Origin of the sequence: Bacillus sp. 7705b, assembly GCF_002289525.1 — a bacterium.
Lineage (GTDB): Bacteria > Bacillota > Bacilli > Bacillales > Bacillaceae > Bacillus > Bacillus halotolerans.
Window position 1 is genome coordinate 1 of sequence record NZ_NSDH01000038.1, and the last position, 16,516, is coordinate 16,516.

Consider the following 16,516-nt stretch of genomic DNA (forward strand, 5'->3'; position numbering starts at 1 on the left):
ACGGGAGCCACAGGCACAGGAGCAGCTGGGTTATCCGAATACGGGTATATTTATAACTTAAGCGCTCAAACGGTAGCTATAGAGGCTGATGTCATTTTTGATTCAACAGGGATAACCACCCCTGGAATTACACATGCCCCCGGAACTTCTCAAATTGCAATTACCACTCCGGGAGACTATGAGGTCACTTTTTCTGTTTCGGGAGTAGAGCCTAACCAATTCACACTATTTTTAAATGGTGCGCCGATTACGAATACAGTCTACGGTTCAGGTGCAGGTACTCAGCAAAACAACGGTCAGGCTATTATAGCCATAGCAGCCGGCGATGTTCTAACTCTTCGAAATCATACGTCCGCTGCCGCAGTGACTCTCCAGACTTTGGCAGGAGGCACACAACCTAACGTAAACGCTTCAATTGTAATTAAAAAATTAGATTAACAATTAGCACTGTGTCATGAACAAACAAAAAGTACTCTATTGATCTTACTAGTACTTATATTTCAGCAGTGCTTTTTTTGACCTATTTATGTGATCATACAAACGCTCCAAGTTCTTTTTATCTCAGATATTTATTTTGTATGGGATAACTGGGATAGGATGTGTAAAACAAAAAAACGATATCGAACAAATGAGCAGACATCCTTTTCTTTTAATCGGTTAAACGATTCTTCGGAGGGTTTACAGCATCTAGAGAATTAACGAAGAAACAATTACAAACAGTCGTTATTTAATGGGGCATACTATGAAGAATATGAGGATTCGGGGCAGCTAAAGGTTTTGGTTATGCCATCACCAAGATAGGATCGTGATGTTAACCATTTAGCATCGATAAAGCCAGCTCAAAAGTTAGGGTTTGATGAACAGGTGAAGTATTCTATCTGCGCAAAAAATAAGATCATATCAAATTGGCATACAAGGTGACTGTTTAGCTTCTGCGATATACAAAACCTTCCGAGTTGGAAGGCAATTATTAAAATGCAATTTTGATCTTTTGAGAATCAGTGATTTTCTTATGGTTTTGGTCAAAAACGTCACTTGTTGTGATTTCAATCCATTTGATCTCTTTTTTCTTCTTCTCAGCTGATGGTTCATCATGAGCATGTCCGCTTGCTGCGTTTACAATAAAGCCGAGATTGCCGGATTTTTCGGCGCCGCCTTCTAATTCACCATTCAACTCTTCGAGGTACATATCTTTATTCCAATCAAAGGTTTCACCTGTATTTGTTTTCATCAATGCAATCGGGGCAAAATTCACTTTCTCGGAAGAAGTGTTTTTGATATCAACGAAAACTTTAACGAAATCAAACTCTTCATCGTGTGTTAATACATGAAAATAATCAATCATGCTGTAATCCGGTCGTAAGTGGATCAGCTTCATTTCTTTTACCGTTAACTCTACGTTTCCAATCTTATAAGTTTGATTGACTTGTTTGATATCTTTTAAGACGGCTTCACCTTTGTCATCAGAAAACATTTGATTTACCTTCAGCAATGACCGGTCATCTGTTACCTGTGCATTAGGCTGATACTCATCTATACTGTCCTTTTGAGACGAAGTGCTTTGCGGTGTGGCTTTTGCTGTTTGCTCTCCGGCTGTATTTTGTTTTTCAGAATCGGCGTTTGATGAACAGCCCGCAAGCATGACGATAAAAAATAAGATCGATAGAATCTTTTTCATCATGAGTCCTCCATTAAAAAGAGAGCCCGTTCCTTATACAAGCAACGGGACATCTTGTATTCTCTTACTTATCTTTAATCTTAATGTTGTATTGTAAAGCGTCGAAAACATTTTTGGCGATTTCAGTATTATCGATTTGGCCGGAAAACTTCTCACTGGACGGTCCGTACGCATAGACAGGAACATCCTCGCCGGTATGTCCGCCTGTTGTCCATCCTGTGTGGGAGCGTTTATTGAAAATCTCCTCAATCGCATTATCGATATCAAGGACTTCCTTCGATTTTGCCGCTTTTTCAACAGATTGAATTTCAGATGCAGTTAAAGCTAATTTCTTTTGATCAATATACGTTTTTAATGTTTTTTCAACATCTGCGCCGCCGGCGATTTTTTCTGCCATAAAGTCAGGCGTGCGTTTTGCTGCTTTAATTGGCTCACTGAACCAGTTGTAAATGCCGTCCGCACCGATGGAGTACCCGCCGGTTGAGTGGTCAGCCGTTGCGACAACCAATGTATGCTTGTCTTTTTTAGCGAAATCGATCGCTGCCTTGTAGGCTTGTTCAAAGTCTTCCATCTCACTCATGGCGCCGACAATATCATTGTCATGCCCCGCCCAGTCAATCTGGCTTCCTTCAACCATGAGGAAGAAACCGTCTTTGTCCTTGCTTAATTTTTTGAGAGCTGTGTTTGTCATGTCTTTTAATGAAGGAATATCCTTCGTGCGGTCGATCTTTTTAGGCAGGCCGCCGTCAGCGAATAGGCCGAGAACTTGGCTGTCCTTGTTTTTCAGCATGTCCTTGCGGTTATCCACATAGCTGTATCCCGCTTTTTTGAATTCCTTTACCAAATTACGGTCCTTGCGGTCAAAATTGCTTTTTCCTCCGCCTAGAAGGACATCGATTTTGTGCTTGCCGTTCACCATTTCATCAAAATAGTCGTCTGCAATAGAATTCATGTTTTTCCGGCTGTGATCATGTGAGCCGAAAGAAGCCGGAGTGGCGTGAGTAATCTCTGAAGTGGCGACAAGGCCGGTCGATTTTCCTTTTTCTTTTGCCGCTTCAAGAACTGTTTTGACCTCTGAACCGTCATTATCCACTGCAATTGCATTATTATATGTTTTAACCCCAGCTGACATAGCGGTTGCGGCAGAAGCAGAATCCGTTACATTTTGTTCAGGGTCTTCAGGGTAAGTAGTCTGCTGGCCGACAAGGTACTGGTCAAAAGCTGTAGGCTCAACAACCTTTGTCTTTTTATTATCCTTTAAGTAACGATGAGCGGACGTATAAGACACACCCATCCCATCACCGATCAGGACGATGACATTCTTAATTTCGTTTTGATTCCCCTTTTTCTTTTCCTGGGCGCTGGCTTCAGGCACGCTGCCGCTGACTAGGCTGCTGAACGCAATAGATGATAACACCGCAATAGGCAGCAGCTTCTTCGGGAATTTTTTCAACTGAATAACCTCCTAAAAATATGATCCTCAATGACAAACCCATTATATTTTTAAAGTGTTAAGCTAGTATTAATCGATTTTAAAGATTGAGTTTACAAGATGACTAACTATGGTGATGGTGGAAAAGTGAACTGTAAGAAGTTGATTATTGTTTATCAATTGGAAAGCCAAAAAGGAATTTGAGACAGGTTCTTTCTATTTTTCTTCTTCCCTTGATTTTGAGTGAACTGTTTTTAATTCAGAGAGGATTAATCAGATGCTTTCGATTAGCGCGGTTTCGCAAAAGTATGGAATGATTTGTATACAATAAGATATTTCGAGAAAATCGTTTTTATACAGAAGGAGTCATTTCTGCCGAAAAAATAAAACTGAATACCTATTATTTGTATTTGAAAGAGGATGGAAACAGCCAATGAGACGTTTGAAAGTGTACTCGATGCAACTGCCTTCCCTGATTTTACAGGTGCTTTCTTAGCCCTAGCTAAATATATTGTTGACTATTTTTAACTAGCAACCATTACGGCTCAGGCTGGACTCCGGATTGTGAATCTTTAATGATGAAATAAAGTTTTTTCATCAAGCGAAAATACGGTATCAAAATGTTGCTTACCCTGCTTCCGTCACGAAAACTGCCGCCGGAAAAATCTCTTACCGGTGTTTCTGTATTAGAATGGAGCAGCACCTCATCATCTTTCTTCACAATGAGCGATTCCAAATATGTGTTATCTGCTTTAGCTTGATCACTAATCCAATAAAGATTGCCGCTGTATTCAATTGGTGCTTCTTCGTTCTTAGTAAAAACAGCCTCCAATGTTTGTCCTTGCTTTCTCCTAGGTAATTTGAGTATTCTAATCTGTCCTGATGAATGAATTGATAGGCAAAATATATCACGCAAAAAGCGCATAATATGGAACCGTAAAAATGAGCGGGTATTTATAATGATGAAACATAAAAAACTCCTATCCTAAATCAATTTCCTTTGAAAAAAAGATTTTTATCCCGAATCAAAATCCCGTTTTCAGCTTTGTCGGGAATTTCTGGTTCAATCCGCCTTGCTTTTTCAACTGTGTTTTGAAACAATGCGGTGAATTGATAGCCTCGCTTTTGGTAAAATGCCATCGCGTGTATGTTATCATTTGTTGTGATGAGCTTTATCTGTTTACACAGCCATTGCTTGGCTGTTTCTTCAGCCTTTCTCAGCAAAGCTGTGCAATTCCTTTCTTTTCAATCAGTCCAATGAAAAAATATTGCAGTCTTTTCCATTTATGATGTATGTAATCAACCGATGATGTACCATCCTCATCTAAAGCATCATAACCGTCCAATTCATCACATTGAAATGTATCGCTGGACATTTTCATCTGAGGCGTACCCCAATGCGCGGCAAAGAAATCAGTCCTTTTTGCTTGGCTAATTCTTTACTTGGGATGATCTTCAACTTGACCTCTTTCTTTTGTTTCCTAACAATATATACAAAAAATAGAAAGAAGAAAATAGATTTTGAGGTGACAGTATGGAAATAAACGATGTGCTTTACGGCAGGCATCAAATAGACGGAGTACTGGAAGAACTCATAAAAAGCGCACCCGTGCAAAGATTAAAAGGGGTTTATCAAGGCGGCGCCAGCTTTTTAGTCAATCCAAAGTGGAATGTGACCCGGTATGAGCACTCCATTGGCGTTATGCTTCTAATCAAAAGACTGGGGGGAACCATAGAAGAGCAGATCGCAGGTCTTCTCCACGATGTGTCGCACACAGCATTTTCTCATGTAATCGATTTTGTATTTGAAAATGAAGCGGAAGATTATCATGAAAACATTTTTCAACAAGTCATTGACCAGTCCGAGATCCCTGGAATTCTAAAAAAACACGGTTATGATGCCGACGGTCTTTTATTAAATGATACAAGATGGACACTGCTCGAACAGCCCGCACCGGAGCTGTGTGCTGATCGCATAGACTACACGCTGCGTGACATGTATCAATATGGGCAGATCACGCTCCGCGAGGCAGAAATCTTTTTAGATCGCCTCATTGTGAGAAACGGAAGGGTGTTTCCAGATAGTATCGGAACAGCCGAATGGTTCGTGCGAGTGTATTACAAGGAAGTAATCGATTTCTTTATGCACCCAGTGAATGTATATGGATATGAATACTTAACGCGAACGCTGAAGGCTGCGCTGCAGCACAATGTCATCGCTGCCGAAGATTTGCTGAAAACAGACCAAGTGGTGTTAGACATCCTGCATTCATCAGAAAATGAAGAAGTACGGAGACTGCTTGAAAAAATACATCCTCACATACAAGTAAAAGAGGATGACATTCATTACGATTTTCATCGAAAAAAGAAAATGCGTCTCATCGACCCTTCTGTTTTCCATCATAATGAATGGATCACATCCTCATCAGTATCTCAAAACATCAGAAAAATGGGAGAGACCGCTTATCAGAAAGCAAAAAAAGGCGTGTATGTCAAAGTAATCGAAAACTAACCGAAGCCGCGCAACCGCGGCTTTTATCCACCGCGTTTTATTCTGCGGATCACGGGGAATAGGACAAACAGCAGCATATTTTATGAGAATATCAGCGCATTTACATACCATCCGGGGGTATAGTATTCTTGAAAAGATGATGTTTGACAGGCAGATGTGAAGGCCATTCTGTTTCCGCGGATTAAATTCACACCAAAAAATGAAGCAAAGGAGAATGAACATGAAGATTTCGAAAAAGGCACTTGGAATTTTATTGATGTCACTTATTTTTGTTTTATCAGCATGCGGCAATAGCGACAGCAAAAAAGAAAGCACTCATGAAAGTCATTCGGACTCCGGCTCACACGAAGAAATGGATCATTCCGGATCTGCTGAAGTTCCAGAGGGATTAACGGAATCGAAACATCCTAAATATAAAATAGGCAGCCAGGTCATCATCAATGCTTCTCATATGAAAGGTATGAAGGGTGCCGAAGCAACAGTTACAGGAGCATACGATACAACGGCATATGTTGTTTCTTATACACCGACAACCGGAGGACAGCGAGTTGATCATCACAAATGGGTGATCCAAGAAGAGGTAAAAGATGCAGGAGATAAACCCCTCAACCCCGGAGATCAGGTGATCTTAGAGGCTTCTCACATGAAAGGCATGAAGGGAGCAACTGCTGAAATCGACTCTGCAGAAAAAACAACGGTATACATGGTGGACTATACATCGACAACAAGCGGAGAAAAAGTGAAAAACCACAAATGGGTCACCGAAGATGAGCTTTCAGCTAAATAATAAAAAATCCTCCTTTTACAAGGAGGATTTTTTTGCTGTCTGAACAGGTCTTGTTAAAGAAATTAGAGCAAACAGGACAGCGATGATCACAATCGACCCGCCGCACCATGCTGTTGACACCACAGTACCCGTCTGATCCAAAACAACACCGCCAATGGCTGAGCCAAGGGCAATTCCGACTTGGAGGGCCGACGTGTTAAAGCTTTGCTGAATGTCAGACGAATCAGGTGCAATTTCAATTAAATAGCTTTGCTGTGCGGGAGCCAGACTCCAGCTCAGCAATCCCCAAATGACCATAACAGGCAAAAAGAAAATCATAGACGACGTTGACAGCGGCAATAAGAACATAATGATGGCGAAGGAACCGGTCACCAGCAAGATGCTCTTAAAGGAACCGAGCCGGTCAGAAAGCGCTCCTCCAAAAGGACCTCCGCACACGGCAGATATTCCGAAAAGGAAATAGCAAATGCTGACCCAGAAAGAGCTCAGGTGAAGAGTCTCTTCTAAAAACGGCGCAAAGTAAGCGTAAAGCGTGTAATGGCCAGCTAATGTAAACATCGTGACGAGGTGTGAACTCGCGATTTTCAGATTACCGACTGTCTTGAGTTGTTCCCGGAAAGGAATCATTTTCTCCGCTGGTATTCTTTCAAAGAAGATTGAAATAATCAGCATGGAGATCAGCGCCAACAGGCCGATGCCAAGGAACAAAATGCGCCATCCGAAGGAATTACTGATCAATATTCCAAGCGGCACACCTAATGCGATGGCAGAACTAAATCCCATAAAAATGATGCCGATAGCGCGGGCTCTGTATTCAGGCGCCACAATTTTCGGCGCAATTGTCAAGGAAAGCACAACAATCAGCCCTGTACTCATCGCAGCCAATACCCTTGACACCATCAGTGTTGCAAAATTAGGGCTGAAGTAGGCCACAAGATTGCTAAGGAAGAAAACAAATAAGGCAATTAAATATAAACGCTTCCGCTCAATCTTCGCAGTCAAGGCCAAAAGCAGCGGCCCTGACACCGCATATCCCAGTGCAAATACACTGATCAGCTGCCCGGCTGAGACAATAGAAATGTCTAAATCATTTGCGATTTGAGGAAGAATTCCTCCCACAATTAACTCAACCAATCCGACTGCAATCGTAGAAGCTGCAAGCAGAAAAACTTTAAAATTCATAACAAACTCCTTCACTTTAATTTTTTTACAAATAAAAAAATCCTGATTACAAAAAAAGTGATACACAATTTTTGTAATCAGGATTTTACGGTTCCTGGTAGACACCCTCAATCCATATTATTGAGGTTATACAAGTAAAAATAGCTATTTAATTGATTTAGTTTCCGAGGATGAGTTTAACATATTGTGAGCGAATCTTCCATAGAAAATTTTGATAAATAGTTGAACTGAAAAAATATGAGTATATTTATTTTTACAAAAGTATAGACAATTAAAATTAAATGACTATAATAAATTTTGTAAGCGTTTTAAATAAAAGAGGGGGGTCATCCATTGAAGAAAATTTTACTGGCGTGCAGTTCGGGAATGTCCACCAGTTTGTTGGTGACAAAAATGAAAGAATACGCGCAATCCATCGGAGAGGAAGCGGAGATCTGGGCAGTCGGCCAGGATAAAGCGAAAGAAGATATGCAAAAGGCAGATGCGGTTTTAATCGGCCCGCAAATGAGCTTTCTGAAAAGCGAACTGCAAAAAGAAGCCGACCAATACAACATTCGGGTTGAGGTCATTGACATGATGGCTTACGGAATGGCTAATGGCAAAAAAGCTTATGAACAGGCTTTGTCATTAATGGGGCAACAATGATGGAGCAGATAAAAATCACCGATTTAACAGACGAACAAATCAGCTTTCAGCTTATTCTCCACAGCGGCAATGCCCGCAGCTGCATCATTCAATCACTGCGCGCCTACAAGGAAGGAAACAGGGGGGAGGCAGATGCCCTTATTGCCCAGGCTGAGGATGCTCTATCTGCAGCCCATGACATTCACTTTCAAATGATACAGAAAGAATCAAGCGGCGAGGCAGCCAATTTCTCATTGCTGCTTATGCACGCGGAAGATCATCTGATGTCAACATTGACCATGAAAGAATTGGTAAAAGAGCTGCTTGGCATCTTTAAAACAAAGAATATATAAAAATCGGGGTGGATAGGGTGTTCGAGAAAATCAGCCAGTTCCTTGTTCCAATTGCAGGGAGGTTAAATAATAACCGTTATTTGCAGGTGTTGCGCGATGCGTTTATGCTGGCCTTCCCGCTTACGATATTCGGGTCCATTTTTGTGGTGTTAACGAACCTGCCGTTTTTAAATAAAATCATGAATGCTTCAATGCTCACATCGTTTCAGTCCAATTTTGGCATTGCGTCTACGGCGACCATGGGGATTATGTCTGTCTTCGTCGTGTTCGGTATAGGCTATTATCTCTCAAAAAGCTATCAGGTCGAAGTTGTGTTTGGCGGTGCGATCGCTTTGGTTTCCTTTTTCCTGCTGACGCCTTTTATCGTTCAGCCGGAAACAGGAAATGCCATAACCGGAGTCATTCCGGTAGACCGCCTCGGTGCCAAAGGAATGTTTCTGGGTATGATCACGGCATTTCTTTCTGGTGAAATCTACAGAAGAATCGTTCAAAAAAATCTGACGATCAAAATGCCTGCCGGGGTTCCGCCGGCTGTAGCAAAATCATTTGCCGCACTTATTCCGGCTTTTATCACACTGACTGTGTTTTTGCTGATTAACGTTCTGGTCACCCAGCTTTTCAAAACCAACATGCATGATGTCATTTATCATGCGATTCAGGCTCCGCTTGTCGGACTTGGAAGCGGTATCATTCCGACGCTGATTGCTGTATTTTTTATTCAAATTCTTTGGTTTTTCGGATTGCATGGGCAAATCATTATCAACTCTGTGATGGACCCGATTTGGAATACACTTCAGGTGGAAAACCTGGCAGCCTACACAGCGGGGAAAGAAGTGCCGCACATCATCTCAAAACCGTTTATGGAGATTTATACAGTGGGGATGGGCGGAACCGGGATGACGCTGGCGATTGTATTTACGATTCTCATATTCATGAAAAGCAGGCAGATGAAGCAAGTATCAAAACTCGGCCTTGCTCCAGGGATTTTTAACGTAAACGAACCGATTATCTTCGGACTTCCGATTGTGATGAATCCAATCATTATCGTGCCTTGGGTGCTGGCACCGATGGTTGTTACGCTCGTCACCTATCTGGCCATGTCAGCAGGGCTCGTTCCGCCGCCGACCGGTGTGACGGTGCCGTGGACGGTTCCATTATTCATTAATGGCATTATGGCGACGAACTCAATCATGGGTGGCGTCATGCAGCTTGTTAATCTATTAATTGTCTTCGTGATATGGTTTCCGTTCCTAAAAGCAATGGATAAATTAAATCTCGCAAAAGAAAAAGAACAGGCTGTTCAGGAAACAGCACAGCAAAATGATAACAGCATCAAAATGTGACATAAGGAGAGAGAGAACTTGACTCAAACAGAACAGTATCGTTTTCCGAAAGATTTTTGGTGGGGATCATCCGCTTCAGCGACACAAACGGAGGGTGCCTCCGATCGAGACGGAAAAGGGAAGAATATTTGGGATTACTGGTTTGAAAAAGAGCCTCATCGCTTTTTTGATCATGTAGGGCCTGCATCCACATCGCAATTTTACGATAACTATAAAGAGGATATCAGGCTGATGAAGGAGCTTGGCCACAACTCGTTCCGTATGTCGATTTCATGGTCACGTTTAATACCGAGCGTAACAGGCGAGATCAACCCTAAAGCAGCGGACTTTTATAACAGCGTCATTGATGAGTTCATAGCTAATGGAATTGAACCCTTTGTCAATTTGTTTCATTTCGATATGCCGATGGAACTTCAAAACATCGGCGGCTGGGCAAACAGAGAAACGGTGGATGCTTATGAAAACTATGCGGGAACGTGCTTTCGTTTGTTTGGCGATCGCGTGAAAAAATGGTTCACGCATAACGAGCCGATCGTACCGGTAGAAGGCGGATATTTATATGATTTTCATTATCCGAACAAGGTAGATTTTAAAGAAGCCGTTCAAGTCGGGTTTCACACCATGTTATCGAGCGCCCGGGCCATTCGGACTTACAGAGAGATGAAGCAGGATGGAAAAATCGGCATCATCTTAAATTTAACCCCATCCTATCCGAGAAGCAGCCACCCGGCGGATGTAAAAGCGGGTGAAATAGCAGATGCGTTCTTTAACCGATCTTTTTTAGACCCTTCTGTAAAAGGCGAGTTTCCAAAAGAACTCTTAGACATTTTAAAAACTGAAGGCTTTATGCCTGAATATGAGAAAGAGGATCTTGAGATCATTAAACAGCATACGGTTGACTTATTAGGTGTGAATTATTATCAGCCGAGACGTGTAAAAGCCAAAGAGCACCTGCCAAATCCGGATGCGCCGTTTTTGCCTGACAGGTATTTCGATCCTTACGTCATGCCGGGCCGCAAAATGAATCCCCACCGAGGCTGGGAGATTTACGAAAAAGGCGTTTATGATATCCTGATCAATTTAAAAGAAAATTACGGGAATATCGAGTGCTTTATTTCTGAAAACGGCATGGGGGTTGAAGGGGAAGAGCGTTTCAGAGACGAGCAGGGTATGATTCAAGATGACTATCGAATTGAATTTATCAAAGAGCACTTAAAATGGATTCACCGCGCTATACAGGAAGGATCAAACGTAAAAGGCTATCACTTATGGACGTTTATGGACAATTGGTCATGGACAAACGCTTATAAAAACCGATACGGATTTGTTTCAGTCAATCTGAAGAAAGACGGAGAAAGAACTGTCAAAAAGAGCGGAAAATGGTTCAAAGAGCTTGCTGAGAAAAATGGTTTTTAGGTTGCTATAGCTAAAAGGTCTTCCGGCGGTCAAAATTCCTAACAGAAACAACAAATAGCCATAACATTGATGAAACAGGGAAAAGAACTTATGATATCCGTAAAGAAGTTTGTTTATTCGATATCAAAATTTTTACTTTTACAGCTGCCGGAGGATACCAATGAATAAATACGAAATCATTGCAAATGAAATGAGAAAACGAATCAAAAATAATGTATATCCCATCGATCAGCCGATTCCCGATGAAGTATCTCTTGCAAAAGAGTTCAATTCAAGCCGCATGACGATGAAAAGAGCTCTAGATAATTTAGTTGCTGAAGGACTGTTATTCAGAAAACGCGGTCACGGAACCTTTATCATCCAATCTGCGATACAGGATGAACATGTCCATGTCGTCAGCAATGAAATCCTCGGACTGACCAATTTGTTAAAAGACAAAAAAATCAAAAGCAAGGTCATTCAGTTCGAGGTGCAATTTCCCACTGAGGAAGTGGCTGCCCATTTATCAATTGATCAGAAAACGCCGGTTTATTATGTTGTACGGCTGCGGATTGTGGAAGGCGAGCCATATGTATTGGAAAAAACATATATGCCGACACACTTAATACCCGGCATTAATGATGAGGTGCTGCACCACTCTATTTATGAACACATTACAAACGGGCTTCAGCTAAAGATTGCCGGAACGCACCGGAAAATCAGAGCCTGTAAATCTGATGAGATGGATCAGCAGCATCTGGGCTGCAAACAGGATGATCCCATTCTTGAAGTTGAGCACGTGGGCTTTTTAGATAACGGTATTCCATTTGAATATTCCTTTTCACGTCATCGGCATGACAAATTTGTCGTCACTTCGGTAAATGTAAGGCGCTGATCGCGGAGATAACAAGGAGGCCATCTGCATGCTTGGCGGTATTGAAGCAGGCGGCACAAAATTTGTATGTGCCGTCGGAACAGAAGATGGAACGATCATTGACAGAATAGAGATACCAACAGCGATGCCGGATGAAACGATAGAGAAAGTCATTCAATATTTTCGCCAATTCTCGCTACAGGCAATCGGCATCGGCTCCTTTGGTCCCGTTGATTTAGATGTAAACAGTAAAACATATGGAACCATTACTGCCACGCCTAAACCAGGCTGGAGGCACTATCCATTCTTGAAAACAATAAAAGAAGAAATGAATATTCCTGTCGGATTCAGTACGGATGTAAACGCTGCGGCGCTCGGTGAATCTCTTTTCGGCGCAGCTAAAGACTTCGACAGCTGCTTATATATCACGGTCGGCACTGGCATTGGTGCAGGCGCGATTATAGAAGGGCGGCTTCTGCAAGGATTATCACATCCTGAAATGGGCCATATCTATATTCGCCGCCACCCGGATGACACGTATCAAGGAAAGTGCCCTTATCATAAGGATTGCTTCGAAGGTCTGGCTTCCGGTCCTGCTATAGAGTCACGATGGGGAAAAAAGGCCGCAGATTTATCACATGTTAATGAGGTCTGGGAACTTGAAGGATATTACATTGCGCAGGCGCTGGCACAATATATCCTCATCCTGGCACCAAAAAAAATGATTCTTGGCGGCGGCGTCATGAATCAGAGTCAGCTGTTCCCTTATATATATCAATATGTACCTAAAATAATGAAAAGCTACTTTAATTTTTCTGAATTATCAGAAAGTATAAATGAGTATATTGTAGCTCCCCATTTAGGCAGAAATGCCGGAATCATCGGAACGTTTGTTTTAGCCGATCAGGCATTAAAAGCAGAAGAAGCATCCGGGGAGGTTCCATCATGAAGCATCCTTTATTTTTAGAGCCGATTTTTAAAGAAAGGATATGGGGCGGCACAGCGCTTCGTGATAGATTCGGCTATAGCATCCCTTCAGAAAAAACTGGTGAATGCTGGGCTGTCTCGGCCCATGCCAATGGATCATCGACTGTTCAAAATGGCCGGTTGGCAGGAAAAACCCTAGATCAAGTGTGGAAAGAATGCCCGGAGTTTTTCGGCTTTCCGCAAAGAAGCGTGTTTCCATTATTGGTGAAAGTACTTGATGCCAACATGGACCTCTCTGTACAAGTGCATCCTGATGATCATTATGCCATGGTGCACGAAAACGGAGACCTCGGAAAAACAGAGTGCTGGTATATTATTGATTGCAAAGAAGGGGCAGAACTGATTTTGGGACATCACGCAAGCACGAAGGAAGAATTCAAACAGCTTATAGAAAGCGGTGACTGGAACGGACTGCTTAGGCGCATCAACATAAAGCCAGGAGATTTCTTTTATGTTCCAAGCGGCACGCTGCATGCATTGTGTGAGGGCACCCTCGTCCTTGAAATTCAGCAAAATTCTGATACCACATATCGAGTATACGATTATGATCGCTGTAATGACCATGGCCAAAAAAGGGATCTCCATATAGAAAAAGCGATGGAAGTCGTAAACATACCGCATGCGGATTCTGAACCAATACCGGCGGTGAAAGAAATGAAGGATGCCGTGATTACGTCTTATGTTCAGTCAGATTATTTCTCAGTTTACAAATGGAATGTCAGCGGCAAGCCGGTTTTTCCTTCTCCTCAAACCTATTTGCTATGCAGTGTTGTCGAAGGCTCAGGGAGAATAGAAAACAACGGTGTGCAGTATGAATGCAATAAAGGCTCACACTTTATTTTGCCTGCCCATTTTGGCGAGTTTTCAATAGAAGGAACTTGCGAGCTGGTCATATCTCATCCTTAATAAGAACGGAGGAATTTCTGTGTTAAAGAAACCTATCATCTGTTTGTTCATCTTATTTTTATTTGCGCCTGCCGTTTTGGCTGAGCCGATCCAAGCACATACTGTGTCACCTGTTAATCCTAAAGCACAGCAGACAACAAAAGATCTGATGAATTGGCTCGCCCACCTGCCGAATCGTTCTGAAAACAGAGTGCTTTCCGGTGCGTTTGGCGGTTACAGTCATGACACATTCTCCATGGCCGAAGCAGAAAGAATCCGAAGCTCAGCCGGACAATCACCTGCCATTTACGGCTGTGATTACGCGAGGGGATGGCTTGAAACCTCAAACATTGAAGATTCTATAGACGTAAGCTGCAACAGTGATTTAATTTCGTATTGGAAAAGCGGAGGGATTCCGCAGATCAGTCTGCATCTAGCGAATCCTGCTTATCAGTCAGGACACTATAAAACACCGATTACCAACGATCAGTATAAAAAACTGTTAGACTCTTCTACAACAGAGGGGAAGCGGCTGAACGCCATGCTCAGCAAAATTGCTGACGGACTTCAAGAGCTGGAAAAGCAAGGCGTGCCCGTTCTGTTCAGGCCGCTGCATGAGATGAACGGCGAGTGGTTTTGGTGGGGCCTTACGTCATATAATCAAAAGGATGATGAAAGAATCTGCTTATATAAACAGCTCTACATCAAAATCTATCATTATATGACTGACGAAAGAGGATTGGATCATTTATTGTGGGTTTACTCTCCCGACGCTAATCGAGATTTTAAAACAGATTTTTACCCTGGAGCTTCATACGTAGATATAGTTGGGTTAGATGCATACTTTCAAGATCCATATTCGATAAGCGGATACGACCAGCTGACAGCACTTAATAAACCATTTGCCTTCACAGAAGTTGGTCCGCAAACAGCAAACGGCAGCTTTGATTACAGCCTGTTTATGAGTGCGATAAAACAAAAATACCCTAAAACCACTTATTTTCTGGCCTGGAATGATGAATGGAGCCCGGCTGTGAACAGAGGCGCTTCTGCTCTCTACAATGATAGCTGGACATTAAATAAGGGAGAAGTATGGAACGGTGATACGCTAACACCTATAGTTGAATAAAAAACGTTTTACATTAATAAAAGGTTCTCAAGGATATCCTTGAGAACCTTTTGCTCATCAGGCGTTCATATCCCCTAAGCCGGGACTATGTTCATTCGGCATTTCCGGAAGAACCGGAACAGGAAATCCAGCCGGAGGTTCAGTTACTTGCAGCTCGCCGCCATTTCTGCTTGGAGATTTCCCTTGGAAGATCTCTGCAATTCTTGTTTCATCTAATCTAAAGTTAAACTGTACATTATGGTAGCCTAATTCAACATACTTTCTGCACTCTGGATATTTATTAATGTCGTAATTCGGTACTGGAAAAAGCTTAGCCCAGTCAACACCCAAAGTCTCAAGCGCTTTAGCGAAAGCATTTTGATGAGCATTGTCACGAACAATAAGAAAAGCGAGTGTTTCCCGGAACGTCTGATTAGAGCTCATTTCATAAATTCTTGTTTTTTGGAGAACGCCAGTAGACTCAAGCAACAAGTTATCCAACAGGTCAGTGATTAAGTTTCCGTGATTATACACCCAGGATGCGTTCCAAGGATTGCCGCCCGCATCAACCGGGAGTGAACTCTGTGCGCCAATAATGTAATGATGAGGGTTAGCATGTTTAACTGCTTCATCAAGGGGGGCGTGGTCTATACCCTGGCTGCCGACTCCAGCACCGCCTGATTCATCCAATAAAGCATTGATTGTATTTTGCACAAGCTCTACATGGGCAATTTCTTCTAAGAAGATACCGCGCAGCAAATCACGATATTGTTTCTGCTTTCCTCTGAAATTGGAGCTTTGAAAGAAATATTGCATCATTGTACGCATTTCTCCGTAATGTCCGCCTAATATTTCCTGCAGTACTTTAGCTGCGGCCGGATCTGGCTTATCGGGTTTAATGATATTGATTAGTTCTTCTTTGTAGTAAAACATAACACGCCTCTTTTCTTATTTATTTTGTTTTTTATATCATCTGTACAATCAGATAAACTATACGGACTAACCAACAGCTGAAAAGAAAATGAGAAAAATGAAACAAAAACATAGAAAAGTGTTGACCGATAAAAAAACACATGGTATATTATTAAACGTCGCTGATGAACAGCACAGAACAAAATGAAAAACAAAAAAGTTTTTCGAAGGTGTTTACAAACACTTCAGAATGTGTATAATAGATAAAGTCGAATCAAAAAGATTTGAAAAAACATTCGAAAAAACATCTTGACTTTAACATCAATTAATAGTATGATAGTTAAGTCGCTCGATAAGCGCCCGTAGCTCAATTGGATAGAGCGTTTGACTACGGATCAAAAGGTTAGGGGTTCGACTCCTCTCGGGCGCGCCAATATAATATAC

At 42.1% G+C, this 16,516-nt stretch carries 15 protein-coding genes, 1 tRNA gene, 2 pseudogenes and 1 riboswitch; of the genes and pseudogenes, 12 read left to right on the top strand and 6 right to left on the bottom strand.

Features of this window, described 5'->3' with window-relative positions; all coding sequences use genetic code 11:
* The coding region (locus CJU60_RS15035; protein WP_095714194.1) for a BclA C-terminal domain-containing protein at positions 1-438 on the top strand (438 nt) is incomplete at its 5' end.
* 532 nt (positions 439-970) lie between these two features.
* Here the strand turns inward: CJU60_RS15035 and CJU60_RS15040 are convergent.
* The 4 genes and pseudogenes from CJU60_RS15040 to CJU60_RS15055 form a co-directional block, all read right to left on the bottom strand.
* Positions 971-1,678, bottom strand: a complete 708-nt coding sequence (locus CJU60_RS15040) for a membrane lipoprotein lipid attachment site-containing protein (RefSeq protein ID WP_095714195.1) — start codon at positions 1,676-1,678, stop codon at positions 971-973.
* A gap of 64 nt (positions 1,679-1,742) precedes the next feature.
* Positions 1,743-3,131 carry an alkaline phosphatase family protein gene (gene phoB / locus CJU60_RS15045; RefSeq protein WP_095714196.1) on the bottom strand — a complete coding sequence of 463 codons (1,389 nt, stop codon included), beginning with the start codon at positions 3,129-3,131 and terminating at the stop codon, positions 1,743-1,745.
* Positions 3,132-3,744: 613 nt separating this feature from the next.
* Positions 3,745-4,081: pseudogene (locus CJU60_RS22080) on the bottom strand (DUF4944 domain-containing protein); the annotation flags it as partial.
* Between the two features lie 19 nt (positions 4,082-4,100).
* Positions 4,101-4,569, bottom strand: a pseudogene (locus tag CJU60_RS15055) (GNAT family N-acetyltransferase).
* Positions 4,570-4,644: 75 nt separating this feature from the next.
* On the opposite strand from CJU60_RS15055, the gene CJU60_RS15060 reads away from it, so the two are divergent.
* Together CJU60_RS15060 and CJU60_RS15065 are read left to right on the top strand one after the other, a co-directional pair.
* Positions 4,645-5,622: an HD domain-containing protein gene (locus CJU60_RS15060; RefSeq protein WP_095714197.1), complete on the top strand. Its 978-nt coding sequence runs from the start codon at positions 4,645-4,647 to the stop codon at positions 5,620-5,622.
* A 220-nt stretch (positions 5,623-5,842) separates the two neighbouring features.
* Complete coding sequence (locus CJU60_RS15065) at positions 5,843-6,409, top strand: YdhK family protein (protein WP_095714198.1); 567 nt, start codon at positions 5,843-5,845, stop codon at positions 6,407-6,409.
* Between the two features lie 15 nt (positions 6,410-6,424).
* On the opposite strand, the gene pbuE is transcribed toward CJU60_RS15065, so the two are convergent.
* Entirely contained in the window at positions 6,425-7,591 is a 1,167-nt protein-coding gene (gene pbuE / locus CJU60_RS15070) for a purine transporter PbuE (RefSeq protein ID WP_095714205.1), read from the bottom strand.
* A 54-nt stretch (positions 7,592-7,645) separates the two neighbouring features.
* Positions 7,646-7,745: riboswitch (purine riboswitch) on the bottom strand.
* 179 nt (positions 7,746-7,924) lie between these two features.
* Between pbuE and CJU60_RS15075 the strand changes: the two genes are divergently transcribed.
* The 8 genes from CJU60_RS15075 (at position 7,925) to CJU60_RS15110 (ending at position 15,181) form a co-directional block, all read left to right on the top strand.
* Positions 7,925-8,236: a PTS sugar transporter subunit IIB gene (locus CJU60_RS15075; RefSeq protein WP_095714199.1), complete on the top strand. Its 312-nt coding sequence runs from the start codon at positions 7,925-7,927 to the stop codon at positions 8,234-8,236.
* Positions 8,236-8,568, top strand: a complete 333-nt coding sequence (locus tag CJU60_RS15080; RefSeq protein ID WP_024120395.1) for a PTS sugar transporter subunit IIA — start codon at positions 8,236-8,238, stop codon at positions 8,566-8,568. Before CJU60_RS15075 ends, CJU60_RS15080 begins: the two co-directional genes overlap by 1 nt.
* Positions 8,569-8,585: 17 nt before the next feature.
* Entirely contained in the window at positions 8,586-9,911 is a 1,326-nt protein-coding gene (gene celB, locus CJU60_RS15085) for a PTS cellobiose transporter subunit IIC (RefSeq protein ID WP_095714200.1), read from the top strand.
* 18 nt (positions 9,912-9,929) lie between these two features.
* Positions 9,930-11,327: a glycoside hydrolase family 1 protein gene (locus CJU60_RS15090; protein ID WP_095714201.1), complete on the top strand. Its 1,398-nt coding sequence runs from the start codon at positions 9,930-9,932 to the stop codon at positions 11,325-11,327.
* Positions 11,328-11,487: 160 nt separating this feature from the next.
* Complete coding sequence (gmuR, locus tag CJU60_RS15095) at positions 11,488-12,201, top strand: transcriptional regulator GmuR (RefSeq protein WP_024120398.1); 714 nt, start codon at positions 11,488-11,490, stop codon at positions 12,199-12,201.
* A 28-nt stretch (positions 12,202-12,229) separates the two neighbouring features.
* Positions 12,230-13,129, top strand: coding sequence for an ROK family protein (locus CJU60_RS15100; protein WP_095714202.1), 900 nt, complete (start codon positions 12,230-12,232; stop codon positions 13,127-13,129).
* Complete coding sequence (gene manA, locus CJU60_RS15105) at positions 13,126-14,073, top strand: mannose-6-phosphate isomerase, class I (RefSeq protein ID WP_095714203.1); 948 nt, start codon at positions 13,126-13,128, stop codon at positions 14,071-14,073. Before CJU60_RS15100 ends, manA begins: the two co-directional genes overlap by 4 nt.
* A gap of 19 nt (positions 14,074-14,092) precedes the next feature.
* Positions 14,093-15,181, top strand: a complete 1,089-nt coding sequence (locus tag CJU60_RS15110) for a glycoside hydrolase family 26 protein (protein ID WP_095714204.1) — start codon at positions 14,093-14,095, stop codon at positions 15,179-15,181.
* 57 nt (positions 15,182-15,238) lie between these two features.
* On the opposite strand, the gene CJU60_RS15115 is transcribed toward CJU60_RS15110, so the two are convergent.
* Positions 15,239-16,093, bottom strand: coding sequence for a manganese catalase family protein (locus CJU60_RS15115; protein ID WP_024120402.1), 855 nt, complete (start codon positions 16,091-16,093; stop codon positions 15,239-15,241).
* Positions 16,094-16,428: 335 nt separating this feature from the next.
* On the opposite strand from CJU60_RS15115, the gene CJU60_RS15120 reads away from it, so the two are divergent.
* Positions 16,429-16,505: transfer RNA gene (locus CJU60_RS15120), tRNA-Arg, on the top strand.
* Positions 16,506-16,516 lie beyond the last annotated feature (11 nt).